The sequence below is a fragment of the Streptomyces sp. NPDC056296 genome, assembly GCF_042268605.1.
Taxonomy (GTDB): Bacteria; Actinomycetota; Actinomycetes; order Streptomycetales; family Streptomycetaceae; genus Streptomyces.
Window position 1 is genome coordinate 65050 of record NZ_JBHJRX010000040.1, and the last position, 26979, is coordinate 92028.

22 protein-coding genes and 2 pseudogenes are annotated in these 26979 nt (G+C 72.1%); 5 read left to right on the top strand and 19 right to left on the bottom strand.

The genetic code is table 11. The features are described 5' to 3' along the window. Positions 1-25 precede the first annotated feature (25 nt). The 6 genes and pseudogenes from ACFCZF_RS27115 to ACFCZF_RS27140 all read right to left on the bottom strand — a co-directional run. A pseudogene (locus ACFCZF_RS27115) lies at positions 26-211 on the bottom strand (hypothetical protein); the annotation flags it as partial. Positions 212-651: 440 nt separating this feature from the next. Beyond that, positions 652-2080: pseudogene (locus ACFCZF_RS27120) on the bottom strand (endo-beta-N-acetylglucosaminidase); the annotation flags it as partial. After that, positions 2077-3363 (bottom strand): glycosyl hydrolase, encoded by a 1287-nt coding sequence (locus ACFCZF_RS27125; RefSeq protein WP_376673851.1) that lies wholly within the window; start codon positions 3361-3363, stop codon positions 2077-2079. The gene ACFCZF_RS27125 and the pseudogene ACFCZF_RS27120, both read right to left, overlap by 4 nt. Before the next feature lie 63 nt (positions 3364-3426). Then, positions 3427-4347 (bottom strand): carbohydrate ABC transporter permease, encoded by a 921-nt coding sequence (locus tag ACFCZF_RS27130; protein ID WP_376673852.1) that lies wholly within the window; start codon positions 4345-4347, stop codon positions 3427-3429. Further along, positions 4344-5249, bottom strand: coding sequence for a carbohydrate ABC transporter permease (locus ACFCZF_RS27135; protein WP_375911568.1), 906 nt, complete (start codon positions 5247-5249; stop codon positions 4344-4346). The genes ACFCZF_RS27130 and ACFCZF_RS27135 overlap by 4 nt, the downstream gene beginning before the upstream one ends. A gap of 5 nt (positions 5250-5254) precedes the next feature. After that, a complete protein-coding gene (locus tag ACFCZF_RS27140; RefSeq protein ID WP_376673853.1) occupies positions 5255-6544 on the bottom strand; it encodes an extracellular solute-binding protein in 1290 nt (429 codons plus the stop codon). Between the two features lie 235 nt (positions 6545-6779). Here ACFCZF_RS27140 and ACFCZF_RS27145 point away from each other — a divergent pair, with 235 nt between their 5' ends. Further along, the gene (locus ACFCZF_RS27145) at positions 6780-7826 is read left to right on the top strand and encodes a LacI family DNA-binding transcriptional regulator (protein ID WP_375911562.1); all 1047 of its coding nucleotides are present in this window, start codon (positions 6780-6782) and stop codon (positions 7824-7826) included. Between the two features lie 240 nt (positions 7827-8066). Further along, on the top strand, positions 8067-9422 hold the full coding sequence (locus tag ACFCZF_RS27150; RefSeq protein WP_376673854.1) for an amidase: 1356 nt from the start codon (positions 8067-8069) through the stop codon (positions 9420-9422). An 8-nt stretch (positions 9423-9430) separates the two neighbouring features. On the opposite strand, the gene ACFCZF_RS27155 is transcribed toward ACFCZF_RS27150, so the two are convergent. Next, on the bottom strand, positions 9431-9913 hold the full coding sequence (locus ACFCZF_RS27155; protein WP_376673855.1) for a GNAT family N-acetyltransferase: 483 nt from the start codon (positions 9911-9913) through the stop codon (positions 9431-9433). Between the two features lie 56 nt (positions 9914-9969). Next, positions 9970-10146 carry a hypothetical protein gene (locus ACFCZF_RS27160; protein WP_375911553.1) on the bottom strand — a complete coding sequence of 59 codons (177 nt, stop codon included), beginning with the start codon at positions 10144-10146 and terminating at the stop codon, positions 9970-9972. A gap of 473 nt (positions 10147-10619) precedes the next feature. Here ACFCZF_RS27160 and ACFCZF_RS27165 point away from each other — a divergent pair, with 473 nt between their 5' ends. Next, a complete protein-coding gene (locus ACFCZF_RS27165) occupies positions 10620-11063 on the top strand; it encodes a hypothetical protein (RefSeq protein ID WP_375911550.1) in 444 nt (147 codons plus the stop codon). 251 nt (positions 11064-11314) lie between these two features. Here the strand turns inward: ACFCZF_RS27165 and ACFCZF_RS27170 are convergent, their stop codons facing one another. The 5 genes from ACFCZF_RS27170 to ACFCZF_RS27190 form a co-directional block, all read right to left on the bottom strand. Further along, positions 11315-12859 (bottom strand): SDR family NAD(P)-dependent oxidoreductase, encoded by a 1545-nt coding sequence (locus ACFCZF_RS27170; protein ID WP_376673856.1) that lies wholly within the window; start codon positions 12857-12859, stop codon positions 11315-11317. Positions 12860-12963: 104 nt separating this feature from the next. Further along, entirely contained in the window at positions 12964-14304 is a 1341-nt protein-coding gene (locus ACFCZF_RS27175) for a wax ester/triacylglycerol synthase family O-acyltransferase (protein WP_376673857.1), read from the bottom strand. Between the two features lie 302 nt (positions 14305-14606). Next, positions 14607-15827: a glucose-1-phosphate adenylyltransferase gene (glgC, locus tag ACFCZF_RS27180; RefSeq protein WP_376673858.1), complete on the bottom strand. Its 1221-nt coding sequence runs from the start codon at positions 15825-15827 to the stop codon at positions 14607-14609. Between the two features lie 104 nt (positions 15828-15931). After that, positions 15932-17110, bottom strand: a complete 1179-nt coding sequence (glgA, locus tag ACFCZF_RS27185; protein ID WP_376673859.1) for a glycogen synthase — start codon at positions 17108-17110, stop codon at positions 15932-15934. Between the two features lie 38 nt (positions 17111-17148). Next, positions 17149-17955, bottom strand: a complete 807-nt coding sequence (locus ACFCZF_RS27190; RefSeq protein ID WP_376673860.1) for a (2Fe-2S)-binding protein — start codon at positions 17953-17955, stop codon at positions 17149-17151. 227 nt (positions 17956-18182) lie between these two features. Here ACFCZF_RS27190 and ACFCZF_RS27195 point away from each other — a divergent pair, with 227 nt between their 5' ends. After that, entirely contained in the window at positions 18183-19430 is a 1248-nt protein-coding gene (locus tag ACFCZF_RS27195; RefSeq protein ID WP_376673861.1) for a DMT family transporter, read from the top strand. Here the strand turns inward: ACFCZF_RS27195 and ACFCZF_RS27200 are convergent. Beyond that, positions 19420-20718 carry a transglycosylase family protein gene (locus ACFCZF_RS27200; RefSeq protein WP_376673862.1) on the bottom strand — a complete coding sequence of 433 codons (1299 nt, stop codon included), beginning with the start codon at positions 20716-20718 and terminating at the stop codon, positions 19420-19422. The two genes, ACFCZF_RS27195 and ACFCZF_RS27200, sit on opposite strands and share 11 nt — an antisense overlap. A 353-nt stretch (positions 20719-21071) precedes the next feature. Here ACFCZF_RS27200 and gndA point away from each other — a divergent pair, with 353 nt between their 5' ends. Beyond that, positions 21072-22511, top strand: coding sequence for an NADP-dependent phosphogluconate dehydrogenase (gndA, locus tag ACFCZF_RS27205; protein WP_376673863.1), 1440 nt, complete (start codon positions 21072-21074; stop codon positions 22509-22511). 517 nt (positions 22512-23028) lie between these two features. Here the strand turns inward: gndA and ACFCZF_RS27210 are convergent. From ACFCZF_RS27210 to ACFCZF_RS27230, 5 genes are all read right to left on the bottom strand, one after another. Next, positions 23029-23736 (bottom strand): aspartate/glutamate racemase family protein, encoded by a 708-nt coding sequence (locus ACFCZF_RS27210; RefSeq protein WP_376673864.1) that lies wholly within the window; start codon positions 23734-23736, stop codon positions 23029-23031. Between the two features lie 46 nt (positions 23737-23782). After that, entirely contained in the window at positions 23783-24127 is a 345-nt protein-coding gene (locus ACFCZF_RS27215) for a GNAT family N-acetyltransferase (RefSeq protein ID WP_376673865.1), read from the bottom strand. Between the two features lie 33 nt (positions 24128-24160). Further along, positions 24161-24580, bottom strand: coding sequence for an aspartate 1-decarboxylase (gene panD / locus ACFCZF_RS27220; RefSeq protein WP_375911518.1), 420 nt, complete (start codon positions 24578-24580; stop codon positions 24161-24163). A gap of 311 nt (positions 24581-24891) precedes the next feature. Continuing rightward, a complete protein-coding gene (locus tag ACFCZF_RS27225) occupies positions 24892-25689 on the bottom strand; it encodes a DJ-1/PfpI family protein (RefSeq protein ID WP_376673866.1) in 798 nt (265 codons plus the stop codon). A 117-nt stretch (positions 25690-25806) separates the two neighbouring features. After that, the gene (locus ACFCZF_RS27230; RefSeq protein ID WP_376673867.1) at positions 25807-26832 is read right to left on the bottom strand and encodes an ABC transporter substrate-binding protein; all 1026 of its coding nucleotides are present in this window, start codon (positions 26830-26832) and stop codon (positions 25807-25809) included. Between the last annotated feature and the right edge of the window lie 147 nt (positions 26833-26979).

A 26979-nucleotide genomic window follows, 5' to 3' on the forward strand; every position in this document is an offset into this window, starting at 1 on the left:
GCTCCGGGGTCGGTGGGGCGGGTGGTTACCAGGGGTGGGTCACGGTGACGGGGCCCGACGTGGTGTACAGCTCCCCCACGGCGCGTACTTCGAACCGTGCGGTGCGCTCGCCCTGCTCGGGGCGCAGACCGCCGGCGAACCAGGCCCGCTGGCAGGTGCCGCCGAGGAAACGGCAGGTGCCGTTGGCCAGGACGGGGTGGAGAGTTCGTCAGCTGCTTGCAGGGCAGCGTGCACGAGGGTGGTTTAACTCGATCGTGTGATCGTCGGCTTCCAGGCTTGTGACGTCATGGGCCGTTTGGGCTAACGTAACCGTGCGATCTGGGACGTCGGGTACGGCACCAGTGTGCGGGGCCCCTGCTCCACCAGAGTGATGGTTCAGGGCCTCCCCGTCACCTCTGGTCATACTCATGTGGCCAGGTCGCGCAGGGAACTGGCCTCCCGGGACCGGATCACGTACAGGATGCGTGTCGCCGCCCTGGGGTTGAGTACGCCGGGGACCAGTGCGCCCAAGACCGTTCGGGGCGTGCGGCTGAGCAGGCTCACTCCTGCTCAGTCCAAAGGAACGGTGTAGTGGCGTACGTCGTCACTGTAGGAGTGGTTCCAGGCGAACCACAGATCGCCGCCGCTCGCGGGGCGGTGGGGCAGCGGGCGCCGTCGCCACACTGCTGCCGCCCCGCCAGGCGTCGGCGAAGTCGAAGGAGACCGCCGGGCGCGCACCCTCCGTACGTACCACCCAGCGCCGTGACGGCAGCCGGTCCTGGAGGCCGAGGTGGTTCCAGGCCGCGTCCGACGTCACGGTGCCCTCCTCGTACCACCGCAGTCCGTGCCCGGAGTTGAAGACGCTCGAGAACGGCAGGGACGTGACGGTCGACCGGTCGGCGACCGACACGGCGGGCGCCCGCCAGCCGTCCTCACCGCCCGCGCCGTCCGGACGTGAGGGGTCGAGTGACGCCCCCGTCCAGAACCGGTCGTCCGCGGCGTGGAAGTCGCCCGGGGTCCGCCGGTCCGCGGGCAGGTGGTTGCGGGTCCACTCGGGCCGGTACAGGCCGACCGAGGTGATGTGCGCGGCGTCCCGCGGCACGATCGCGTCCCAGTTCTCGGACGTGTTCCAGCCGTTCGCCTCCACGTCCACGCCGGCCCACAGCTCGTAGCGGCCGCGGCCCAGCCGCTCGGCTCGCTCACCCGAGGAGGAGAGGCGGTCGGCGGTCCAGCGGAAGTCGACGAACATGTCGTCGGCGTGCGCGAAGAAGGCCTCGTTGCGGTCGTTGAGCGCACCCTGCCAGGTGACCGTCCCGTCCACGGTCATCGCGTCGTACCAGGTCACCCGCTGTCCCTTGGCCGCGGCGAGGGACTTGAGCTCCCGCACGAAGCCGAGCATGTCCGCACCGAGCGCGGCGTCGCCGCCCTCGGTCTCGGCGTTGACGAACCAGCCGTCGAAGCCGTGGGCCTCGGCGACGGCGACCAGTTGCGCGGCGAGCGGGAACCGCCCGGCGGCGTCCTTCTGCACGAGGTCGCGGGTCCACCGCAGCTGCCCGCCGTGACCCACGGGTGGGAGGAAGACGTTGCCGAGGACGGGCACGCCATGGCGGTGCGCGGCGTCCACGACCGGCGCGTTCGGGGCGAGGATCAGCCCTTCGCCCGCGGAGCCGCCCCAGAAGACGAGTTCGTCGACGTACGCCCAATGAGTGAGGGCGTAGTAGTCGGCGGTGGCCGAGCCCTGGGAGGGGTTGGCCGCGGTGTTCCCGAAGGAGACGAGGGACTGGATGCGGGCCTGACCGGCGCGGGCCGTGGCGTTGGCGGGCGTCGGGGTGAAGCGGTCGGCGAGCGGCACGGAGGCCGCGTTGAAGGCCAGGTCGCGGTCGTGGTCCGCACGCCAGTCCTTGAGGCTGCGCCAGGTGATCCCGTCGCCCGGGGTGCCGGACGGCAGCGAGTCGGGGAACCAGTAGGAGGCGTACGGCTGGAGCGCCGCGGCCGCCCGGGCCTGGCCCCCCGCGGCGGTCGGGGCGGCGGTCGCGGGCAGGGCGGGCGACAGGGCTGTCGCGGCGCCGGCGAGCAGGACGGTGCGTCGGGTGGGCTTCACGAGCGGGCGCCTCCTTGGCGGACGTGGAGTCCGTGCGGGGTGGGAAGGACCTGGTCGGGAGTGATTACCTCGGTGATGCCGCGGGCCGCGAGGTGCTCGGTGTCGGCGGTGCGCGTGTCGAGGACGGTGGTCGGGCGGGCGCCGTCGGCGACCAGCCGGAAGAAGGCGTCGAAGACCGCGCCGCCGGGCGCGCAGGCCGAGCGCGTGGCCGGGTCGGCCGGGACGGCCAGCGCGGTGGTGCGCGGGGCGGGGGCGGGGTGGGCTCCCGCACGCGCCTCGCGGGCGGCGCGGGCCAGGACCTGTGCCGTGTCCTTGGGACGGCGGTCGTTGGTGAGCAGGCCGAGCCCGTACTCCAGCTCCGGGAAGTCGGCCAGTGCCCTGGACACGTCGTGGGAGCACCACCAGGTGACGCCCCAAAGGCCGGGGCAGTCCAGGGCGTTGGCGATGGTGGCCTCGGTGAAGGCGGCGGCGTACTCGGCGGGGACGAGGGGGGCAGGGGCGCCGACCTCCTGGAGCCACACCGGGCGGTGCGGGTCGTCGGCCCAGGCCTTGCTCAGCTCGATCAGGTAGGCGGCGTGGTGCTCGCTGGGCACGGAGGTGCGGCCGTGGCGCTGGGCGGTGCCGTTGAAGACCCAGGAGTGCACGGCCGTCACGGCGCCCCGCCGGGCGGCCTGGGCCGGGGTGAACGGCTGGTCGTCCTGGTACCAGGTGGCGTCGTACTCGGCGTGCAGATGCATCCGTCCCGGGGCGCCCTCCTCGCAGGCGGCGAGCATCCGCTCCAGCCAGGCGTCGATCTGGTCGGCGCTCGCCCGGTCCGGGTCGGGGTGGGGCCCGGCGGAGAACTGGTTGACCTCGTTGCCGAGGGTCATGCCGAGGAAGTTGGACCGCCCGGCGAGCGCGGCGGCGAGGGTGCGCAGGTAGGTGGCCTGGCCGTCGATGACCTCGGGGTCGGTGAACAGGTTGCGTCGGTGCCAGGTGCGGGTCCAGGCCGGTAGGTAGTCGAAGCTGCTCAGGTGGCCCTGGAGGCCGTCCACGTTGACGTCGAGGCCGCGTTCGCCGGCCGCGTCGACCAGCTCCACCAGATGCCCGACCGCGCGGTCGCGGATCAGGGTGCGGTTGGGCTGGAAGTAGGGCCACAGCGGGAAGACCCGGATGTGGTCCACGCCCAGCGCGGCTATGGAGTCGAGGTCGGCGCGTACGGAGTCCGCGTCGAAGTCGAGCCAGGAGTGGAACCACCCGTCGCTGGGCGTGTAGTTGACGCCGAAGCGCACGGCAGAAGACATGCGGTGTCCTTGTCAGGGGGAAGTGGGGTGGATCAAGCCCTGATGCAGGGGGAAGTGGGTGGATCAGCCCTTGACGGCGCCCTCGCCGACCCCGCGGAAGAAGTACCGCTGGAGGCAGGCGAAGAGGACGATCAGCGGCGCCACGGCGATGATCGTGCCCGCGGCGACGAGGCGCTCGTCGTTGGCGAAGGTGCCGTGCAGGTAGTTGAGGCCGATGGTGAGCGTGAAGTTGGACGGATCGCTCAGCACGATCAGCGGCCACAGGAAGTCGTCCCAGGCACCCATGAAGGCGAAGATCGCGACGACCGCCAGGGTGCCCTTCACAGCGGGCAGGGCGATCCGGTAGAACCGCTGCCAGACGTTGGCGCCGTCGACGAAGGCCGCCTCCTCGATCTCGTAGGGCAGGTTGAGGAAGGCGTTGCGCATCAGCAGGACGTTGAGGGCGCTGACGCAGCCGGGCAGCAGGACGCCGACCAGGGTGTTGTTGAGGCCGAGCTCCCGCATGGTGGTGAACTGGGCGATGATGATGCCCTCCACCGGGACGAGCATGGTCAGGATGAAGACCAGTGTGGCGACCCGGCGGCCGCGGTAGCGCAGCCGGGCCAGGGCGTAGCCCGCGAGCGCGGCGCCGACGCAGTTGGTCACGACGTTGGCGACGGCGACCTTCAGCGAGTTCAGCGCGTAGTCCCACACGGGGATGGTCTCGGCGACCCGCTCGTAGTTGTGCAGGGTGGGATCGGAGGGCAGGAACTTCGGCGGGGAGCTGAAGATGTCCTCCGTCGGGCCCTTCAGCGAGGTGGACAGCTGCCAGACGAACGGGCCGATGGTCAGGGCGAGCACGCCGAGCAGGAGCAGGTAGCGCAGGACGAGTTCCCAGACGCGTACCCGTCGGCCGTTCTGGTCGGTGATCCGGGGTTCCCGGTTCCGGGCCGGGGACGGGGTCGGCTGCTTCGCGGCGGGCCGGACCTTCTCCATGACACTCACGACTCCTCCTTCCGGTCGGCGCGCAGCACGAGCAGCATCAGGACGAGGGTGACGACGAAGACGACGACGGAGATGGCCGAGGCGTAGCCGACGCGTCCGGTCAGGCCGGTGCCGGTGCGCTGGACGAGCATGACGAGGGTGGTGTCCTCGCCCGCCGGACCGCCGTCCGGGCCCGCCATCAGGTACACCTCGGAGAACACCTTGAACGCGGCGACCGAGGCGAGGGCCGCGACCAGGACCATGGTGGAGCGCACGGCGGGCATGGTGACGGTGACGAAGCGGCGCAGAGCGCCCGCACCGTCCACGGCGGCGGCCTCGTGCAGCTCGCGGGGCACGTTGGCCAGCGCCGCCAAGTAGATGATCATGTAGTAGCCGAGGCCCTTCCAGACCGTGACGGCCATGGCGCTGAGCAGGATCAGCCACTGGTCGCTGAGGAAGCCGATCCGGCCGACGCCGATGGTCTCCAGCACCGAGTTGACCAGGCCCCGCTCGTCCAGCATCCACACCCAGATCAGCCCGACGACGACGATCGAGGCGACGACCGGGGTGTAGAAGGCGGACCGGAAGAAGGAGATGCCGGGGATGCTCTTCTGCACCAGCATCGCGAGCAGCAGCGGCAGCAGGACCAGCGCGGGCACGACCCCGAGGACGTACAGGGCACTGTTGCGCAGGCCGATCCAGAACATGTCGTCGTGGAGCAGTTCGCGGAAGTTGGCGAGGCCGACGAACTCACCCGGGACCAGGGTGCGACGGTCGGTGAAGGAGTTGACCAGCGTCGAGACGAACGGATAGAGGATGAACGCGCCGGCGATCAGCAGCCCGGGGGCGGCGAACAGCCACGGACTGCTGGGCAGTTGGCGGCGCACACGGCGCGTGCCGGAGGACACGGTGGAACTCGCCATGACGCTCAGCCCTGCTGCTTCAGGAGCCGGTCACACGCCTTGACAGCGTTGTCAAGAGCTTCCTTCGGGCTCTGCTTGCCCTGGAGCGCCTTGGCGACCTCGTTGCGCAGCTCGGTCTTCATCTGCTCGCTGAACAGCACCGGCGTGTAGTTGACGGCGGTCTTCAGCGACTTGGCGGCGGCCACCCGGACCCGGGTCTCGTCGGTCCCGTCCTCCTCGGTGAAGTACGGGTCGTCCAGCGAACCGGCGCTGCTGGGAAAGACGGCGACCTGCTTCGCGAACGACATCTGGTGAGCGGCGTCGGTGGCGAAGCGGGCGAAGGCGACCGCGGCGGGCTTGCGCTCGCTCTGGGAGTTCACCAGCAGGCCCATCACGTACATGTTGACGTGGCCGGTGCTGGTGATCTGGTCGGTGATGCCGATGTTCTCGTACAGGCTCGGGGCCTGCTTCTTGAAGTTGGCGAGGTCGAGCGCGCTGCCGGGGTTCATGGCGACGGCACCGGTGAGGAACTTCTTCCCGGACGACTCGGGCGTGGCCGTCAGCGCCTGGGAGTCCAGGCCTCCGGCGTCGTACAGCTCCTTGTAGCGGGTGAGGAGTTCGACGCCCTTGGCGTCGTTGAACGCGAAGGCCGTGCCGTCGTCGTTCATGAGCGGGACGCCGTAGCGGCCGAAGTCCTCGATGGTGGGCACGTTCGCGAGCGTGGCCACCTCGCCGTCGGTCTTCCGGGCGAGCCGCAGCGCGGTGTCGAAGAGTTCGTCGTAGGTCGTCGGCGGCTTGTCGGCGTCGAGACCGGCCTTCTCGAACAGGGACTTGTTGTAGAAGAGCGGGCCGGTGTTGAGGTACCAGGGGAACGCGTAGGTCCCCTCCATGCCCGGCACCTGCTGGCTGGCCCAGGCGGCCTCCAGGTAGTCCTTCTTGTACTGCCCGGCGGCCTGGTCCAGGTCGAGGGCGAGGCCGGCCTGGGCGAGCGGGGCGGCGAGGTCCGGGGAGACGTTGACGACATCGGCCAGGGTGCCGCCGGCGGCGTCGGCGCTGATCTTGTCGGCGTAGCCCTCGGCGGGCTGGTCGATCCACTTGACGTGGGTGCCGGGGTACTTCTTCTCGAAGTCCGCGATCAGGTCCTCGAAGTACGGCTTGAAGTTGGCCCGCAGGTTCCAGGTCTGGAAGGTGATGTCGCCCTCGACCTTGCCGGAGGCGTCGGACGAGCCGCCGTCACCTCCCGACCCGCAGGCGCTGAGCGGCAGGACGAGGGCGGCTACGGCTGCGACAGCGAAGCTTCTGCGCGATGTGGGCACGGTGACACGTCTCCCTGGAGGACGTCGGCGGCTGGATGCCAGCGACCATGCATGGCGCGTTCGCGGAAAGTCAATGGATTCACTGGAACTAATGAAGTCGAGGCAGCATTAGTCCAGGTCAGAGCGGCGTGAACGGACACTTGCTCAATGGACTAATGCGCTTTAGGATCTTTCTACTCAAGCGCATTAGCTCACGCAGCTCACGCAGCTCACGCATGGAAGGAAGGGGGCGTGCATGCCGGCCAAGCGGCCTGCCGCGCGCCGGCCGACGATGAAGGACATCGCGCGGCGGGCCGGGGTCTCCGAGAGCGCGGTCTCCTTCGCGCTGAACGACCGGCCGGGGGTCTCCGAGATCACCCGGGACCGCGTGCGCCGGGTGGCCGAGCAGTTGGGCTGGCGGCCCAGTACCGCGGCCCGCGCGCTGTCCGGGGAGGGCGCGGCGACGGTCGGCTTCGTGCTGGCGCGGCCCGCGCACACCCTCGGCGTGGACTCCTTCTTCCTGCAACTGGTCTCCGGCATCCAGGAGGTGCTGGCGCGGCGTCATCTCGGTCTGCTGTTCCAGGTGGCGCGGGACGTCGACGACGAGTGCGCGGTCTACCGGCGCTGGTGGGCCGAGCACCGCGTGGACGGCGTCCTGGTGGTCGACCCGCGCACCGACGATCCGCGCCCGGACCTGCTCGACGAACTCGGCCTGCCCGCCGTGGTGATCGGCGGCGCGCCCGACGAACGCCATCCGGGGCTGTCGTCGGTGTGGGCGGACGACGCGGGCGCGATGGCGGCGCTGGTGGACGGGCTGCACGCGCTCGGCCACCGGCGGATCGTGCACATCGCCGGACTGCCGGGCCTCGCCCACACCGAGCGCCGCATCCGCGCTCTGCGCGCCGAGGCGGGGCGCTGCGGCCTGACCGAGGTGCAGTCGGTGACCACCGACTACTCCGACGCGGAGGGCGCCGCCGTCACCCGACGCGTCCTGGAGGCCCCCGGTCCGCCGACCGCCCTGATCTACGACAACGACGTGATGGCCGTCGCCGGGGTCGCCGCCGCGGCCGAACTCGGTTTCTCGGTACCGGCGGACGTGTCCGTGGTGGCCTGGGAGGACTCGGCGCTGTGCCGCATGGTCAAGCCGTGGCTGTCCGCGCTGTCCCGGGACAGCGTGGAGTTCGGCCGCACGGCGGCGACGGAACTGACCGCCCTGCTGGACGGCGGCCCCGCGCGGACGGTGCGGGTGCCGGTGCCGCGGCTGATCGAACGGGACAGCACGGGGCCGGCGCGGTCGGGCTGAACGGGGGGTCGGCCTGAACGGAGGGGGTCGGCCTGAGCGGGGGGCTCCTGCAACCGGGGGCCTCGGCTGGAACGGGGGTCGGCTGGAACGGGGGTCGGCTGGAACGGGGTGAACGGGGACGATCGGCCTGAACAGGGCGGTCGGCGGGTCCGGACTCTCGACGCGGAGGCGCCGGAAGGGCAGAGTGCGTCCTGCTTACTCGCCAGTAATCACCTCCCACCGCCACCCGAGGAGCCCCCCGTGACCGACTGGGCCGGCCGCACCGCCGCCGAGATCGCCGCCGCCGTACGGGAGAAGCGAGCCACGCCCCGCGAGGTGGTGGCAGGGCATCTGGCCCGGATCGAGCGGCTCGACGGCCGCGTCGGCGCCTTCCGCACGGTGCGCGCCGAGGCGGCGCTCGCCGAGGCCGAGGAGGTCGGCGCCCGGGGTGATCTGGGCGAACTGCCGCTGGCCGGCGTGCCGGTGGCGGTCAAGGACAATCTCGCGGTGCGCGGCGAGTCCACCCGCAACGGCTCCGCCGCGACGCCCGGCACGCCCGCCGGGGACGACCACGTCACCGTGGCCCGGCTGCGGGCGGCCGGCGCGGTGGTGGTCGGGCTGACGAACGTGCCCGAGCTGTGTGTGTTCGGCACCAGCGAAGGCGTGCACGGCACCGCCCGCAACCCGTGGGACCCGACTCGCTCGGCGGGCGGTTCGTCGGGCGGGAGCGCCGCCGCGGTCGCCGCCGGGATGGTGCCGATCGCGCTCGGCAACGACGGCATGGGCTCGCTGCGCATACCGGCGGCCAACTGCGGTCTGGTCACCGTCAAGCCGGGGCACGGTGTGGTCCCGGCCGGGATCGGCGACGGCGACTGGTTCGGCATGTCGGAGAACGGGCCGCTGGCCACGACGGTCGAGGACGCGCGACTGATGCTGGCGGTGCTGGCGGACGACCTCGCGGACGGCGAGCCGCCGCGCCCCGCGGCGCCCGGCACCCTCCGCGTCGCGGCCTCCCTGCGCAGCCCCCTGGCCGGCATCACCGTCTCCCGCCCGTACAAGGACGCCGCCCGCGAGGCGGCAGGGATGCTGATGAAGGCGGGGCACCAGGTACGACGGGCGGACCCGCCCTATCCGGCGACGCTGAGCCTGACCGCCCTGACCCACTGGACGGCCGGTACGTCCGTGGACGCGCGGGAACTGGACCGGCGGCTGCTGGCCAGGCGGACGCGGGTGCACGCGGCCCTGGGACGGACCTTCGTACGCACGGCCGCCACCGGCGAGGGCCAAAAGGGGCTGCGCGAACGCCTGGAGCCGTTCTTCGCCGAGTACGACGTCCTGCTCACCCCGGCGCTGGCCCGCCGCTCCCCCAAGGCCGGGCCCTGGCACGAGCGGGGCTGGCTGCGCAACATCCTGGCCAACACGGCGTACTCGCCCTTCACACCGCCGTGGAACCTGACCGGCTGGCCCGCGATGACGGTGCCGCTCGGCACCCTGTCCTCGGGCGCCCCCTGCGCCATACAGCTGGTGGGGCGCCCGGGGTCGGAGGCTGCCCTGCTGGAGCTGGCGGGGCGGATCGAGGCGCTGCGCCCCTGGCGGCGGACGGCGCCCCTGGACTGAACGGCGTTCTACAGCGCCCGGTACATGATGTGCAGGCCGACCCGTCCGTGCCGGGGGTGGTCGAAGGCGTCCGGCACCGTGCCCAGGATCGTGAAGCCGAGGGAGGTCCAGAGCCTCACGGCCGGGTTGGTCTCGACGACGGCGTTGAAGACCATGCCCCGGTATCCGTCGGCCCTGGCGGCGGCCAGGATGTGTTCGGCGAGGGCGCGGCCGGTGCCGCGGCCGGCCCGGTCGGGATCGACCATGAAGCCGGCGTTGGCGATGCGGGCGGCGGGGCCACCGTAGTTGGGGGTGACGTAGGCGGAGGCGACGACGGTGCCGGTGTCGTCCTCGGCGACGTAGACACGCTTGGCGGGGTTCGTCCACAGGGCCCGGGCGTCCTCCTCGGACGTGTCCGGGTCCCAGGCGTAGGTCTCGCCGGCGGCGACGATGCGGTGCCAGAAGGGCCAGATCCGCGGCCAGTCGCCGGCCGTCGCTTCCCTGATCAGCATGGGCGTGAGTCTCGCACGCCCACGCGTCCGGCAGCTCCCGCGGGTGGCGTCGCGGGTCAGTCCACGCTGGGCAGGATGTGGGGCTCGGCGAGGTCCTCCTCGTAGCCCGCGAGACGGATGGGGGCGGACCGGGCCCATACGTCGAGGCTGCCGATCTCTCCGGGCCGGCGGCCCGCACGCTCGGTGCGTTCCTTGGGGCGTTGTTCTGGATTCGTCGTCGTCTCCGGTGTCACCGCGCACTCCTTATGTGTCGGGTCACCCTCGGGGCCTGTCGGCCGGTCTCCCGTCCGGCGCCCGGCGCCCGCTCGGGTGTGAGTCGAATGCAGTTCGGACGCGGTGGCGCCGGTCACTCGTGCGAGAGCAGGCCGTTGTGAACCGGCTTGTCCCATGACGGACCTTGGGTGTGGGTAGGGCCCTGTGCTGCCGTCCGTCCGCTCCAGATTAACCAAATGAGCGGGGGTGCGCTCTATGGGGCCCAAAACATGGGAGAACCATTGCCCTTCGCTCCGCGCACAGTTGGCCCCAGTCTGCCCGGGTACGCCCGCATCTGCACCGTGCACAACTCACCCATTCGGCCCACATCGCCGACCGCACCTTCGATTACCGGCGGCGACGGGGCGCGCAGTTAAGTTGCCGTTGGCTGCGGCGCAAGCTCGCCATGGTCTGCTGCCGGTCGGCAACGGCTGTCTCGTGGGAGGACCGAGGCATGGAACTGCGCAGCGTCGAGGAGCTGATGGACCTGCTGTACGCCTGCCGGGGCGAACGGTCCGCCGCCGAGCACGGCAGCGGACCCGTGGACCTGCACGGGCACGCGCTGCGGACCGCCGCGCTGCTGCGCCGGCGCCGCCCCGCCGACAAGGAACTCCAGGTCGCCGGTCTGGTGTCGCCCGTGGGCCGGCTGCTGTGGCCCGGCAATCCGGCCGGCCGGACCGCCGACGCGGTGCGGCCACTGCTCGGCGCGCGCGTTGCCCGCCTGCTGCGCCGGCACGCCCACCCGGAGGCCTGGGCCCACGACGACGACCTGGTCAGTCTGCACCAGGCGGACGAGGAGGCCCGCACCGCCGTCTTCGACGCCGGGGTCCTCGAGGACTGGCGCACGGTGCTGGAACTGACGGCGGCGCGGAACTCGCGGCTCGGCGCCGTCGACTGAGACGCCCGCGCGGAGGACGTGCGAGGTGTGCCCGAGGTCCAGGAGGCCGCGCAGTGCCCCCGACGGGCGGCAGGCCCAAAAGGGCTGGGCCTGTACGGGATCGAACCACGAAGTACGCGTGACCGGCGCACCGGGCACACCGGCGCTCGCCCCAGACCAGGTCGCCGCCGCGCCGACGGGCCGGCGGATTACCGCCGTTGACGCGATGACGGCCGTTGACGCGGCCTACCGCCGACGGCTCGGTGGGCCCGTCACCACTTGCCGGGCGCGTAGTCCTTGAGGAAGACGCCGTACAGGTCCTCGCCCGCCTCGCCGCGCACGATCGGGTCGTAGACGCGGGCGGCGCCGTCGACCAGGTCGAGCGGGGCGTGGAATCCGGCCTCGGCCAGGCGCAGCTTGTCGTAGTGGGGCCGCTCGTCGGTGATCCAGCCGGTGTCGACCGAGGTCATCAGGATGCCGTCGGTGTCGAACATCTCCTGGGCACTGGTCCGCGTCACCATGTTCATGGCGGCCTTGGCCGCGTTGGTGTTGGGGTGGCCCGCACCCTTGTAGCCACGGGCGAACACGCCCTCCATCGCCGAGACGTTGACGACGTAGGCGCGTCCCGCGGGCGCCTTGCGCGCGGCCTCGGCCATCGCCGGCCGCAGCGCGCTGATGAGGATGAACGGCGACGTGTAGTTGCACAGCTGGGTCTCGAGGAGTTCGACCGGGGAGATCTGCTCGATGGTCTGGACCCAGGTGTTGCTGTCGACGACGTCGGGGACCAGGCCGCCCGCGTCGATGGCGGTGCCCTCGCGGTGCCGGACCACGCTGGCGTTGCCCGCGACCAGGGCGAGGTCGGCCACCTTCTGCGCGTCGAGGCCCGTGGCACCGACGGGCAGCGCGGCCAGGCCGTCCACCGCACCGGAGTTGAAGGCGCCGATGACGTGGTGGGCGGGCAGTTCACCGGCCGGCAGCGGGGCGCTCTCGCCCTCGACGAGCGCGGCGTAGGCGGAGGGCAGACGGCGCACGGTCTGGGTGGCGTTGTTGATCAGGATGTCGAGCGGGCCCTGCTCGGTGACCTGGTCGGCCAGGGCCACGGCCTGGGCGGGGTCGCGCAGGTCGATGCCGACGACCTCCAGGCGGTGGATCCAGTCCGCGGAGTCGTCCATGGCCTTGAAGCGGCGGATGGCGTCCTTGGGGAAGCGGGTGGTGATCGTGGTGTGCGCGCCGTCGCGCAGCAGCCTGAGCGCGATGTACATGCCGATCTTGGCCCGGCCGCCGGTGAGCAGCGCGCGCTTGCCGGTGAGGTCGGCGCGGGCGTCGCGGCGGGCCCGGTTCTCGGCGGCGCAGCTCTGGCAGAGCTGGTGGTAGAAGTAGTCGACCTCGACGTACCGCTGCTTGCAGATGTAGCAGGAGCGGGGGCGCTGGAGTATGCCCGCGATGCTGCCCTCCTCGGTGCGGGAGGAGGGCAGGATCCCTTCGGTCTCGTCGTCGATGCGCTCGGCGGATCCGGTGGCGGTGGCCTCCGTGACGGCCTTGTCGTGAGCGGTCTTGGCGGCCCGGCGATCCTGACGGCGGCGCTGCTTGACCATCCGGTAGATGTGCGAGGTGGCCCGGCGGACCCGGATCGCGTCGGGGTGGTCGAGGTCGATCCCGTCGAGCTCCTCCAGCACGCTCAGGCAGACGGCGAGCCGCTCCGGGTCGATACCGGGGCCGTACGCCGCCTCGTCGCCGGACGGGTACGCCGCCGCCTCGTCACCGGGCTCGCGCACCACCTCGTCCGTGGTCGCCGAACCGTCCTGTGTCACCGTCATCGCCGCTGCCGTTCCCTGGTCACCGTCGCGGCGCTCCGAGACGCGTCCGCTTTCGAACAGCGGATTTTATTCGGCGCCTGGGCACGGAGCCAAACCCGTCCGCCTCAGGGACCGCAGGCGGTGAGCAATGTCTCCACCTCCTCCGCCAGGGCCAGGGCGAACCGGTCGAGGTCCGGCACCGCCTTGGCGTCGGCGACCAGGCCGTAGTGGACCTGTCCGCGGTACGTCGAGACGGCGACCGCCAGCGAGTGGCCGCGGGCCAGCGGGGCCAGCGGGTAGACCTCGGTGAGCTGGTGGCCGCCGAGCCGCAGGCCGAGGCTGGGCAGGGGCACGCTGGTGACCAGGATGTCGAACCAGAGCCGGGCGGCCTGCCCGACCAGCGGCCCGCCGAGCCGGTGACCGAGCGCGGGCACGTGGTCGGCGAGCAGGGCGACGGCACCGGCGCCCCGGCCGGGCCCCGCGTCCTTGTTGCGGTCCATGGCGGCGCGGACCGTGCCGAGGCGGGACAGCGGGTCGGGGTCGCCGACCGGAAGCCGTATCAGGTAACCGGAGAGCCGGTTGCCCTGCGGGTGGGCGGTGCGCGGGCGGCGCTTGGAGACCGGGATCAGGGCGCGGGGCGCGACACCCTCGCTGCCGTCGCCGCGCTCGTCCAGCCACCGGCGCAGGGCTCCGGCGACGACCGCGATCAGGACGTCGTTGACGGTGCCGCCGACGGTCTTGCGCACTCGGTGCACGTCGTCGAGGTCGACGGCCACGCCCGCGGTGCGGCGGGTGCCGGAGGAGTCCGCGGTGAGCGCGGCCGAGGACCGCACGTCGAGGGTGGACAGGGCCGCGGCGGCGCCGATGTCGAGGGCGCGGCCCGCGTCGGACAGGGCGCCGCGCAGCTTCTCAGGCAGTCCGCGTACGTCCGGGAGAAGCCCTCGCGGAGGCTCCTCGGGCCGGCGCCGGGGTGCGGGGAGGCCCATCGGATCGAGGATTCCCGCGGCGAGGGTCAGGGCCCGCAGGCCGTCGGCGAGGGCGTGGTGGAACTTGAACAGCACGGCGAAGGAGCCGCCGTCCGCGCCCGGCAGCACGTGGGCCTCCCACGGCGGCCGGCCGCGCTCCAGCGGGCGTTCCATGAGGCGGCCCGCCCGGGCGTGGAAGTCCGTCGTCGGGGCGTGCAGCCGGACGTGGTCGAGCGGGTCGAAGCCGGGGTCGGGCTCACGGGTGGCGCCGCCGAAGGAGAACGGCCGGCGCAGGGCGAGCGGCGGCTGCCAGGTGTCCCGGATCCGCATCCGCAGTCCGGGCACCGCGGGGGCGCGGGCGGCGAGCAGGTCCGCCGCGTGGGCGCCCGCGGTGGTCGAGTGGGCCGTGAAGACCCCGAGTGCGCCGAGGTGCATGGGGTGCTCGGCGGACTCGATGTTCCAGAACGCCAGGTCGAGAGGAGCGAGCGGATCGGAAGTCAAGGGCTTGCCTCGCAAGGACGGCGCATGGACGACGGGTGGACAAGCAGTCAATCGTCCTCCGCCGATTACGGTCAAGTACGATCAAGCTACGCACAGTTAACAGCAGATTAAAGTCACGCCCCTGGCGAGCGGGGCGGGACTCCAGGGACTCATGGGGCGTCTGTGCTCAGGTCGGCGGAGGTGGCGCCGCCTGCGGTGACGTTCCCCACCCGGACGGGTGCGGGCCGACCGTGTCCAGGGTGCGGTCGGCACGGTCGAAGGCCGGAGTGGACAGGCCCGTGAAGGGGGCCGTCACCCACTCGTCACGGCACCCGCTGCCCCTTGCCCAGCGCGATCACGCCGCCCTTGGAGACGGTGTACAGCTCGGCGTCCCGCTCCGGGTTGACGCCGATCGTCGCGCCCGGCGGCACGTCGACGTTCTTGTCCAGCACCGCCCCCCGCACGACCGCGCCCCGGCCGATGTGCACGTTGTCGTGCAGCACCGAGCCTTGTACGACCGCTCCCGGGTCGACCACCACGCCCGGCGAGAGCACCGACCGGGTGACCTGCCCACGGATCAGACAGCCCGCGCTGATGATCGACTCGCTGGCGATGCCGCCGGCGTTGAACCGGGCGGGCGAGAGCTGGGTGGAGTGGGTGTAGATCGGCCAGTCCCGGTTGTAGAGGTTGAACGCGGGCCGCTCGGCGATCAGGTCCATGTGGGCGTCGTAGTAGGCGTCGAGGGTGCCGACGTCCCGCCAGTAGCCCTGGTCCCGGGTGGTCTCCCCCGGCACGTGGTTGGCGCTGAAGTCGTACAGCGCGGCCTCGCCCCGGTCGGTGAGCTGCGGCAGGATCGAGCCGCCCATGTCGTGCACGGAGTTCTCGTCCTCCGCGTCCCGGTGCAGGGCCTCGATGAGGGCCTTGGTGGTGAAGACGTAGTTGCCCATCGAGGCGAAGACGCACTCGGGGTCGTCGGCCAGTCCGGGCGGGTCGGCGGGCTTCTCCAGGAAGCCGGTGACGGTCTGGCCGTCGGAGCCCGGGGTGATCACGCCGAAGGACGGCGACTCGCCGCGCGGCACCCGTATCCCGGCCACGGTCACGCCCGCGCCGGACTCGATGTGCTGGGTGAGCATCTGGCGCGGGTCCATCCGGTACACGTGGTCGGCGCCGAAGACCGCGACGTACTCGGGCTGTTCGTCGTGCACCAGGTTCAGGGACTGCAGGATCGCGTCGGCGCTGCCCAGGTACCAGCGCGGGCCCAGGCGCTGCTGGGCGGGGACGGGGGTGACGTAGTTGCCGAGCAGGCTGGACATCCGCCAGGTGGTGGTGATGTGGCGGTCCAGGGAGTGCGACTTGTACTGGGTGAGGACGCAGATCCGCAGGATGTCGCCGTTGACCAGGTTGGACAGCACGAAGTCGACCAGCCGGTACGTGCCGCCGAAGGTGACCGCGGGTTTGGCGCGGTCCGCGGTCAGGGGCATCAGGCGTTTGCCCTCTCCGCCCGCCAGCACGATCCCGAGCACCGAAGGACCTCCACGACGCATGGCCGCTCCCCTCACCCTCGTTCACCCCCGGCTGCCCCGGGGCGGGGCGGCCTAAGCCTGTTCGAGGGGCTCCTCGTACTACGCCTCTTGAGGATCTCCTCGTACTACGACGCCTGCTTGCGGATCTCCTCGTAGAGCCGGACGGTGCGGCGGGCGACCGCGTCCCAGCCGAACTCGTCCACCGCGCGTTTCCGGCCCGCCTCGCCCATCCGCCGGGCGGTCTCCGGATCGCCGAGGACGGAGTCCAGTGCCTGGGCGAGCCCCGCTTCGAAGTCGTCGTCCCGGCTGCCGTCCCCGTCGCCGTCCTTGGGGACGAGCACTCCCGTTTCGCCGTGCGCCACGACCTCGGGGATGCCGCCGACCCGGGAGGCGACCACGGGCGTGCCGCAGGCCATCGCCTCCAGGTTGACGATGCCGAGGGGCTCGTACACCGAGGGGCAGACGAAGACCGCGGCGTGGGTCAGCAACTGGATCACCTCCGGGCGCGGCAGCATGCGCGGGATCCAGTACACGCCCTCGCGGGCGCGGCTCAGCTCGGCGAAGAGGTCGCGGAACTCCTGGTCGATCTCGGGGGTGTCCGGGGCGCCGGCGCACAGTACGACCTGCGCGGCGGGGTCGATGTCCCGTACGGCGCGCAGCAGGTGGGGCACGCCCTTCTGGCGGGTGATGCGGCCGACGAACAGGACGTACGGGCGGGAGCGGTCCAGGCCGATCCGGTCCAGCGCGTCGGTGCCGGGGTCGGGCCGGTAGAGGGTGGTGTCGATGCCGTTGTGCACGACGTGGACCCTGGAGGCGTCCAGCGCCGGGTAGCAGCCGAGGATGTCCTCGCGCATGGCGCCGGACACGGCTATCACCGCGTCGGCGGCCTCGACCGCGGTGCGCTCGGCCCAGCCGGAAAGGGCGTAACCGCCACCGAGTTGCTCGGCCTTCCAGGGGCGCAGGGGCTCCAGCGAGTGGGCGGTCACCACGTGCGGGATGCCGTGCAGCAGCTTGGCGAGGTGGCCGCCGAGACCCGCGTACCAGGTGTGGGAGTGGACCAGTTCGCGTCCTTCGAGGGTGGCGGCCATGGCGAGGTCCACGGAGAAGGTGCGCAGCGCGTCGTTGGCGCCGTCGAGCGCGGGCCAGGGGCGGTGGCGCAGCACGCCGTCGGTGCGGCCCTCGCCCCAGCAGTGCACGTCCAGGTCGACGAGGCGGGCGAGATCCCGGGCGAGGAACTCGACGTGGACGCCCGCGCCGCCGTACACGTCCGGCGGGTACTCCCGGGTCAGCAGTCCCACACGCACCCGGAACCTCCCGTGCTCGGCGGCTGGTCCCCTCATGGTCACCCAGACGGGGCGCCTGGGGAAGAGCGCCGGGGCTGCGGGGACCGAGGAGGGTGGGGGAAGCAGCAGTCGCCGCAGACCCCTGAGCCGGGCACCCGGTAGTAGAGGCAGCAACTGCGGCGCCGGAAGCCGGTATCGGTGAGCGTGCCGGTGGTGGCGAGCAGGGGCTGGGCGAGCAGGCCCGCGGTCAGCGAACGAGCGCGGGCGGCGGTGTCGACACGGTCGTGGCGGCGGGCCCAGCGTTCCAGTTCGCGGCCGGCGCCGGCCAGCGCGGAGGCCGCGTTGCCCCACAGCAGACCGGTCGCGACACGGTACCGGGCGTGCAGGGCCGCCGTCAGTGGCGCCAGGTGGCCGTCGAGCACGACCTCCGCGAGGGTGCCGACGTCACCGGGCAGGGGGCGCACCTCGGTGAGCCACAGGTCGTCGGGGACGGCGGCGTCGGGGTCCCAGTGCAGCAGCCGCGGGGCGAGGTCGGGGACGCCGCCGTAGAGGGCGGCGCACCCGAGGGCCACCGACCACAGGCGGGCCGCGAGCCCTTGGTGGGCCACGGAGGCGGCGACGCGGATCTCGGGGGCACGGAGTGCGGCGGCGACCTTCCGGACGCGGAAGGCGACCGGGTCTTCGCGCTCCTCGTCCCGGACGGCCGGTGCCGCGTTTCCGTGTCTCCGCGCGTACGCGTGTGCGAGGCTGGGGAGCGGCCGGGGCGGCGGCGGCTGCGACGCGTGCCGTGACGAGTGCTGGGACGCGTGCAGGATGGAGAAGCCGCCCAGCGGGCGGAGTGCGGCAAGTCCTGGGTCGAGGTCCACGGAGAGCAGTAGTATCAAGCCCCTTAGGGGCGTGGGTCAGGGGTCCGGGTCTTGAGTCGCCCACCCTGGGGAGGACGGCACCGCCGTCGTACTCCATCGGCAGTAGGACCCAATGAGTGCTCAGGGACGACGACGGGAAGACCCTGAGACGGCATCGTGTTGTCCATGGAAGACGACCGTTCGCCGCGCCGGGCCCAGGGCCCCCGCCTCACGCAGAGGAGCAGCCGATGAGCGCCCTCGCGTTGTCCGTGCTGCTGTCGCTCGTCTCCGCCGTGGCGTACGCGGGCGGAGCGATCGTGCAGGAGCAGGTCGCGGCGTCCTCCCCGGGTGCTCAGTACGCTCCCCTGCGCCGGCCCGGCTGGTGGGCGGCGGTCGGACTCAACGGCCTCGGCGGTCTGCTGCACGTCGTGGCTCTCGCCCTCGGTCCGCTGAGCCTGGTGCAGCCGCTGGGTGCGCTCACCATCGTGTTCGCCCTGCCCATGGCGGCGCTGTTCGTTGGCCGCAAGGCCGGCGCGACGGCATGGCGCGGTGCGCTCATGGCGACGGTCGGTCTCGCGGGGCTGCTGTCCCTGGTCGGCGCGTCCGACGCGCAGTCGCTGGACACGGGGCAGCGGGTCGGGGCGGCCGTCGTCACCGGCGGTGCGGTCGTGGCGCTGATGATCGCCGGCCGGGCCGCGCACCGGCACCCGGCCGTCCGCAGCATCCTGCTGGCGACCGCGTCCGGCATAGCCTTCGGTATGTCCTCGGTCTTCACCAAGACGGTCGCGGTCGACTGGGCCGGCGGGATGTCGGCCGCCGACCTGCCGTCCCTCGCCGTGATCGGTGTGCTCGCCACGGCGGGCATGCTGCTGTCGCAGGCCTCCTACCGGGGAGCCGGCCTCGCGGCCCCGCTGGCCACGCTGACGGTCGTGAACCCGGTGGTGGCCGCGGTGGTCGGCATCACGATGTTCGGCGAAACCTTCCGCTACGGGACGACGGGCACCGCGCTGGCCCTGAGCTGCGGTGTGGTCGCCGCGGGCGGACTGATCCTGCTGACGACGGAGCGGATCGCGCGGGAGTCCGCCGAGGGGGTCATCGCGCGGGGGTCCGCCGAGGAGCTCATCGCGCGAGGGTCTGCCGAGGAGGTCGTGGCGGTTCCGGCGGCCGCAGAGTCCGCCGCGTCCGCGGCGGTGCCGGTCCAGGACACGCCGGTTCGGAAGGTACGCGAGGTTCGGCGGGAGGCCCGGGAGGTTCGGGCGGCCCGGGACGGAGGCGGGACGCGGGTCGCCCCGCTGTCCGACAAGGTCATCGTGCCCTCCCCGGCGTCACCGGCGGTCCCCGACACCGTCCTCGCCGAGGAGAGGTACGCGGAGCGGTACAGGGACCGGGAACCGGCGGAGAGCGACGACACGCCGCTCTCCTACGGCCCCTTCTACGGCGGTCCGTTCGTCCCGCCGCCCGTTCTCAGCCGGAAACGGGTACGGATCAGATCCTGACGCCGCCGGCCCGCAGATACGCCACCGGGTCGACGTCGGAACCGAAGCCGGGCCCCGTCCGCACCTCGAAGTGCAGATGCGGGCCCGTGCTGTTGCCGGTGGAGCCCGAGCGGCCGATGCGCTGGCCGGCGCCCACCGACTGACCGTCCTTCACCGAGATCGCCGAGAGGTGCGCGTACTGGGAGTAGCGGCCGTCGCTGTGCCGCACGACCACCTCGTACCCGTAGGAGCCACCCCAGCCGGCGCTGACGACCCGGCCCTCCGCGACCGACTTGACCGAGGTGCCGGTGGGCACGGGGAAGTCGACGCCGGTGTGGTAGCCCTTCGACCAGGAAGAGCCCGCCTGGTGGTACGGCGTGCCGGTGGAGGCGTCGACGGGCGCGACGACGCCTTGGCGGGTGGTGGCCTTGTCGGCCTTGCCGGCCGCCTTGTCCGCCCTGTCCGCCTTCTCCTTCTTGCCCTGCCCGCCCTGCTTCTCCTTGCCACTGTCCGGGGCCGACTTCTTCGGCTGCTTCTGCTTCTGCTGCGGCTTGGTCGCCGTCGCCTCGGGCTTCTCGGCCGTCCTCGGCTCGGCGCGGGACGTCTTGGCGGTCGCCTCGCCGCGCACTGCCAGGCGCTGGCCGGGCAGGATCAGGTCGGGGTCCGTTCCGATCGCGTCGCGGTTGGCGTCGTACAGCCCCTGCCAGCCGCCCCGGACCTGCTGGGCGTCGGCGATGCCGGACAGGGTGTCGCCGGTGACCACCGTGTACATCCTGGCCTTGCCGGCCCGGGATTGCGGGGTGGTCTGGGGCTGGACGTCCTGCACCGAGTCGGACTTCCCGGCGGGCCTTTCGGTGGACTTCTTGGCGGTCCGCTCCGGACCCTTCCCGGTCCCCGCGTCCCCGGCCGGGCGGATGTCCGGGGCGTCGCCGCCCCGGGCCAGTCCGGCGCGCTCCGAGCACACCGGCCAGGCGCCGGGGCCCTGTCCGTCGAGTACCTTCTCGGCGATGGCGATCTGCTGGTCCTTGGTGGCCAGATCCGCACGTGGGGCGTACTCGGTGCCGCCGAACGCCTCCCAGGTGGACTGGGTGAACTGCAACCCGCCGTAGTAGCCGTTGCCGGTGTTGATGTCCCAGTTGTTGGTGGACTCGCAGGCGGCGACCTTGTCCCAGGTCTCCACGTCGGCCGCCTGCGCCGTGCCGGTACCGATGAGCGGGAGCGCCAGTCCCGCGCCACCCGCGGTGACGGTCAGTGACGCGCGGTTGATCCTGTTCGGCTGATACCGGCGGTGCCGGCCGCGTACGGCCATGGAGGTCCCCCTCGACATTGCGTCAGGAGTGGCAAAAGTAAGTGCTGCTAACAGGCCATGACAAGACGGCAATCGGCCGGTTGGCCGTGCCAAGTGGCCAGGAACGGGTGGCCGTTGGCCGGATGCGACGTCCGCCCGCTGAGGCGCCGGGCCCCTCCTGTGCGTACTGGAGTCCGCCGGATCAGGAAGTGCGACCCGAGTACCGGCACGTCAGGATGGTCGAGCGGACAGACCGGCGATACTGGCAGGCAGTACTGACGGGCACGACGGCACGACGGCACGACGGCACGACGGCACGACGGCACGACGGACACAGGGCACCACAGACACCAAGGTCACTAGGAGCCAACCCAATGAGCACTACAGCGCAGATCGGCGTCACGGGCCTCGCGGTCATGGGCCGCAACCTCGCCCGCAACTTCGCCCGCAACGGCTACACGGTCGCGGTGCACAACCGGACCGCGTCCCGCACGCACGCGCTGGTGGAGGAGTTCGGGAGCGAGGGCGACTTCGTCGCGACCGAGACCGCCAAGGAGTTCGTGGCGGCGCTGGAGCGGCCCCGGCGGCTGGTGATCATGGTGAAGGCCGGTGACCCGACCGATGCGGTGATCCAGGAGTTCGCCCCGCTGCTGGAGCCCGGCGACATGATCATCGACGGGGGCAACGCCCACTTCGCGGACACCCGGCGCCGGGAACGCGAACTGCGCGAGCAGGGCATCCACTTCGTCGGCACCGGCATCTCGGGCGGCGAGGAGGGCGCACTCAACGGCCCGAGCATCATGCCGGGCGGCTCGAAGGAGTCGTACGACTCGCTCGGGCCGATGCTGGAGAAGATCTCCGCGAAGGCGGCGGACGGGGCGCCCTGCGTGACGCACGTCGGTCCCGACGGCGCCGGGCACTTCGTGAAGATGGTCCACAACGGCATCGAGTACGCCGACATGCAGCTGATCGGCGAGGCGTACCAGCTGCTGCGCGATGTGGCCGGGTACTCCCCCGCGCAGATCGCCGACATCTTCCGCACCTGGAACACCGGCCGCCTGGACTCCTACCTGATCGAGATCACCGCCGAGGTGCTGTCGCACGTGGACGCGGCGACGGGCGAGCCGTTCGTCGACGTGGTGGTCGACCAGGCGGAGCAGAAGGGCACGGGCCGCTGGACGGTGCAGATCGCGCTGGACCTGGGCGTGCCGGTGTCCGGCATCGCGGAGGCCGTCTTCGCCCGTTCCCTGTCCGGACACGCGGCGCTGCGGGAGGCCTCGCGCGGGCTGGCGGGGCCGAAGGCGTCGGCGCTCGGCGAGTCGGAGGCAGCCGCCTTCGCCGACCGCGTCGAGCAGGCGCTGTACGCGTCGAAGATCGTGTCGTACACGCAGGGCTTCCACGAGATCGCGGCGGGCAGCGAGGAGTACGGCTGGGACATCGACCTGGGCGCGGTCTCCGCGATCTGGCGCGGCGGCTGCATCATCCGCGCGGCCTTCCTGGACCGCATCCGCGCCGCCTACGACGCCCGCGCGGATCTGCCGAGCCTGCTGTCGGACGAGACGTTCGCGCAGGAGATCGCCGACGCCCAGGACGACTGGCGCGAGGTCCTGGTCGCCGCGACCCGGCAGGGCGTGCCGACGCCCGGCTTCGCCGCCGCCCTCGCCTACTACGACGCCCTGCGCGCGGAGCGGCTGCCGGCCGCGCTGACGCAGGGGCAGCGGGACTTCTTCGGAGCGCACACGTACCGGCGGACCGACCGGGACGGTGCGTTCCACACGCTGTGGGGCGGTGACCGGTCGGAGGTCACCGCGTAGTCGTGCGTAGTGATCAGTGCGTAGCGATTAGTGGGGGGGGCGGCGGGCGGCCGGTGCGGTCGTCTCTGACGCCCCCCACCCCCGTGCTCCCGTGTCCGCGGCCGTCGCCCGTGGCTCAGGTGAGCGGTGGGCCCGGCTCCGGGTTGGGCACCGGCTCCGGTCCCGGCGGGATCGGCGACGGCGAGGGCTCGGGAGGGCCCGGGGGCGGTGGCGTCGGCTGCGGGCCGGGCCCCGGAGGCTGAGGTGTGGGTTCCGGGCCGGGGCCCGGGGGCGGAGGCGGGGGTGTCGGCTCCGGACCGGGACCGGGGCCGGGATGCGGGGGCGCCGGGGCGGGGCCCGGGGGCGGCACCGGGTCCGGGTGCGGCTGTGGCTCCGGGTCCGGCCCCGGAGTGGGTCCCGGGGTGGGCCCGGGCGGGACGGGATCCGGATACGGGTTCGTCATGACGCTGTCCTCCGGCCAGTCGGTCGACGTCGGCTCTGGACTTGTCCCCCGCCTACCCGACGGCCGCTTCCCCACTCACTCCCCCGCGTGAACATCCGGACCCGGGTGGCCCACCGTGCCGGGTGACCGGGGTGGCGGCGTGCGCTGTCCGAAGCGTGCCGCCGCCGCCCCGGCGGCCAGTCCCGGCGCGGGGCTGGCCAGCACCGGGACAGAGGCCTTCGTCAGTTCCCGGGCCGGCGCCATGGACGCCTGGGCCAGAACGATCGCGTCGGCATCCGAGACCACGTCGGCCGCTTCCGCCACCAGCCGCAGGTAGCCCTCGGTGTCGCCGCCCTCGAACCGCGGCCAGGCACCGTGGACCAGGAGGGCCCGCACCTCCACGGGGCGTCCGGATCTCCTGGCCTCCTCCCCGATCAGTGCCGCGGTCGGCGCGAGCGTGCTTTCCAGGGCGGCGAGGACGACGACGCGCGGACCCGCGGCCACCGCGGCGGCGGCCATCGGCCGGTCGACCCGCAGCACCGGCACCCCGGCCCCGTCGGCGGCCGCCTCGGCGACACCGCCGATGGTCGAGCAGGTGCACAGTACGGCCCGCGCACCTTCGGCGACGGCATGCCGCAGCACGGCCCGCACGGCGTCCGTCACGGCCTCCGGCCCCTCGCCGCGCGCCCGGTCCAGCAGCTCGGCGTCGACGTGATGCCGTAGCTCCAGACCCGGGTGCGCCTCGTCACGCAGGGCGTCGAAGACCGGGACGTGAACGGGCGAGGTGTGCAGCAACGCCAGCACTCGAGCCCCCTCCGTAGTTGCTCGTGATGCCAGGGGCGTCCCCGGTTCAGAACCGATCGGGATGCGCCACGAGCCACTCCTTCGCCGCGCGCAGCAGCTCGGGATCGGCGGCGGGTGCCTCGTCCGGGTGGCGCTCGGCCCACTTCACGACGTACGTACACAGCGGGGCGACGGCGACGCCCTCGCCCCGCGCTACGGCGTACAGCTCACGCGCGAGCGAGCCCGCGATGCCCTGGCCCTCGTGGGCCGGCTCGACGACGGTGTGCACGGGGACGAGGGCGCGCTCGGGGGCGTCCAGGCCGAAGTACTCGATACGCCCGACGACCTCACCGTCTGCGACCGCGTCCAGACGGCCCGCCGCCCGGTCGTCCCGGATCTCGATGTCGCTCACGGCCACGCTCCTCGTCCGCGCAGGTTGCGTACGTCAGGCCGACACGGCCTGCGGGCTGCGTTCCTGGTCCGAGCCCGGCACCGGCTCCGACGCGTCGGCGCCCAGGGCGACGATACGGTTGTCGCCGTCCACATGCACGACCCGCGGCCGCAGCGACCTAGCCTCGGCGTCGGTGACCTGGGCGTAGCTGATGATGATCACCAGATCGCCGGGGTGGACGAGATGAGCGGCGGCCCCGTTGATCCCGACCACGCCGGACCCCCGCTCGCCCTCGATGACGTACGTCTCCAGCCGGGCACCGTTGGTGATGTCCACGATGTGCACGAGCTCACCGGGCAGCAGATCGGCGGCGTCGAGCAGATCCGCGTCGATGGTCACCGAGCCGACGTAGTGCAGGTCGGCCTGGGTGACGGTGGCGCGGTGGATCTTGGACTTGAACATGGTGCGCAGCATGTTGGACTCCTGGAAGACGGCTCCCTGCCTGCTTGCTGCAGGTCAAGGGCGTTCTTCACTGTACAACGGGACGCATGGGCTCGGAGATCGTTCATGAGGTCTCTCTGGTGAGAAGGCTCCCTGTCGGTGCCACGCCGTGTTTCCGGCCACTCCGGTCGGCCCTGGGCTGACCGGAGCGCATGCCGTCGGGCGTCCTTCGTCACTCGTACCCCCGTCGCTGCCGCGGGGCTCCGTTCCGGTGCGTGGGCCTGGAGCGGTCCAAGTCACGGGAGGAGAGCGGGACGTACGTCACTTGGCGCGGTCCCCGGTTCCTACGTCGCCGCGTCCGCGAGCAGGCGCAGCGCCAGCTGCCGCAGTTCGGGGCTCGCGTTCTCGGGGCTGCCGGTGTCGAACGGCGGGTCGGGATCGTATTCCACGGCGAGTTGCATGGCCCGGCCCACCTGGTCGCCCGCCAGTCGCGCGGCGAGGTGCAGTCCCATGTCGATGCCGGCCGAGACCCCGGCGGCGGTCACGATCTTGCCGGCTTCGACGAAGCGCCCCGGGGTGTAGACGGCGCCCACCTCCGCGAGATAGGGGCGGGAGGCCCAGTAGGTGGTGGCGGGCAGGCCTCGCAGCAGACCGGCCGCACCGAGGATCAACGACCCCGTGCAGACGGAAGTGGTCCATGCCGTTCTGCGGTGAATGTGGCGTATCCAGTCGAGGACCGCGGGATTGGCCATCGTCTCCGTGGTGCCGCGCTGTCCCCCGCCCGGCACCAGCAGGATCTCCGCGCGCGTCACGCTCTCCAGGGAACGCTCGGCCGCCAGGCTCAGCTCGCCGGTGTCGGTGCGGACCCGTCCTGCCCTCTCGGCCACGGTCGTCACCGTCACTCCCGGCACCCGGCACAGCACCTCGTACGGTCCGACCGCGTCGAGGGCGGTGAAGCCGTCGTACAGGAGTACCGCTACCCGTACCTCCCCCTCCTCTCCTTCCTCTCCCGCCACGGCCTGCCGTGCCGCCGGTTCGGCCCGCGCCGACGACGCCCCACCGGCCGTCACCAGCCCCGCGCCGAGACCACCCGCCACCACTGTCCGCAGTAACCGGCGACGATCACGGTCCGTCTCCGTCATGTCCGACTCCCTGTCCCGAGACGCGCCCCCCGGCGGGGCGCCGACGGACAAGCAGTCGCCGCGCGCCGCCGACGAGTTCCCGGCAGCGCGCACCCTCTTCTTTGGGAGTCGCCCCGTTCAGGAGCCGAGGCTCCGCAGGGATGCCGCGAGTGAGCTGATGGCCGCGGGGTTGCGCGGGCTCTCGACGAGGTCGACGTAGTCGAGAACGACGATCCGGTCGTTCTTGATGGCGGACACGTTGGCGAGCGGCTTGTAGGACTTGAGGAACTTCCGCTTCTGTTCCGCGGTGATGTCCCCGTAGTCGTTGATCACGATGACCTCGGGGTCGCGGGCGACGACCGTCTCCCACCCCACGGTGGTCCAGCTGTCCTTGAGGTCCTTCATGATGTGGTCGCCGCCGGCCTTGGTGATGATGTCGTGGGGCCCCGCGAAGGCGCCGGACGTGAACGGTTTGTCCTCGCCGCTGTCGTAGAGGAACACCCGCGGCCGGTCGGTGCCCTTCGGAGCCTTCGCCTGTGCTTCGGCCACCTGCTCGCGGAACGAGGTGACGAGGGTTGCGGCCCTGTCCTCGACGTCGAACACCTTGCCCAGGTTCCGCAGGTCCGAGTACAGCGCGTCGAGCGGCGTCATCACGCCGCGGGCCTTGCCCTGTCCGTTGCGGCACGACTCGGTGAGCAGGTACGAGTCGATGCCGACGCGTTGCAGCGCGGCAGGAGTGAAGCCCTCGTCCTCGTTGAAGCCGTAGTTCCAGCCGGCGAAGACCAGGTCGGCACGGGCGTCCAGTACCAGTTCCTTGTTGATCCGATCCTTGGAGAGCCACTCGGTCTTCTGGTAGCCGTCCTTCCACGGCACCGCCGTGAGGTCGCCCTTGTCGTCGGGCATGACGTATCCGGCCATGTGGTCCTCGAGGCCGAGGGCGAACATGATCTCGGTGATTCCCACGTCGTTGGTGACCACGCGCCGCGGAGCCCTGTCGAACGTCTTCTTCTCGCCGCAGTTCTCGATCGTGACCGGGTAGTGGCTGCCGGACGACGCCGTGGCGCCGTCTCCCTTCTCCTCCTCCTGCGAGACGTCCGCACCGCAGCCGGTGACGGCGAGGGCCAGGACGAGAGCGAGGGCGGCGGGACGTGCGAGGTTGGGCATGGTGGAAGCGACTCCTTCGAGGACGGACCAGGGAAAGCGGACTAGGCGGACCAGGGCCTGTCTGACAATTCGCGTCGTCGCCCGGAGGGCGGCCTCGCGGCGTCAGGTGCGTGCTCTCGGCGTGCCGGGCGCAGAGCCTCGTACTGG

Bases quoted from the DNA above. Each gene is read 5' to 3' on its own strand.
- ACFCZF_RS27125 (WP_376673851.1), bottom strand. From the start codon at position 3,363: ATGTCTTCTGCCGTGCGCTTCGGCGTCAACTACACGCCCAGCGACGGG.
- ACFCZF_RS27135 (WP_375911568.1), bottom strand. From the start codon at position 5,249: ATGGCGAGTTCCACCGTGTCCTCCGGCACGCGCCGTGTGCGCCGCCAA.
- ACFCZF_RS27145 (WP_375911562.1), top strand. From the start codon at position 6,780: ATGCCGGCCAAGCGGCCTGCCGCGCGCCGGCCGACGATGAAGGACATC.
- ACFCZF_RS27155 (WP_376673855.1), bottom strand. From the start codon at position 9,913: ATGCTGATCAGGGAAGCGACGGCCGGCGACTGGCCGCGGATCTGGCCC.
- ACFCZF_RS27165 (WP_375911550.1), top strand. From the start codon at position 10,620: ATGGAACTGCGCAGCGTCGAGGAGCTGATGGACCTGCTGTACGCCTGC.
- ACFCZF_RS27170 (WP_376673856.1), bottom strand. From the start codon at position 12,859: ATGACGGTGACACAGGACGGTTCGGCGACCACGGACGAGGTGGTGCGC.
- glgC (WP_376673858.1), bottom strand. From the start codon at position 15,827: ATGCGTCGTGGAGGTCCTTCGGTGCTCGGGATCGTGCTGGCGGGCGGA.
- ACFCZF_RS27195 (WP_376673861.1), top strand. From the start codon at position 18,183: ATGAGCGCCCTCGCGTTGTCCGTGCTGCTGTCGCTCGTCTCCGCCGTG.
- ACFCZF_RS27200 (WP_376673862.1), bottom strand. From the start codon at position 20,718: ATGGCCGTACGCGGCCGGCACCGCCGGTATCAGCCGAACAGGATCAAC.
- gndA (WP_376673863.1), top strand. From the start codon at position 21,072: ATGAGCACTACAGCGCAGATCGGCGTCACGGGCCTCGCGGTCATGGGC.
- panD (WP_375911518.1), bottom strand. From the start codon at position 24,580: ATGCTGCGCACCATGTTCAAGTCCAAGATCCACCGCGCCACCGTCACC.
- ACFCZF_RS27225 (WP_376673866.1), bottom strand. From the start codon at position 25,689: ATGACGGAGACGGACCGTGATCGTCGCCGGTTACTGCGGACAGTGGTG.
- ACFCZF_RS27230 (WP_376673867.1), bottom strand. From the start codon at position 26,832: ATGCCCAACCTCGCACGTCCCGCCGCCCTCGCTCTCGTCCTGGCCCTC.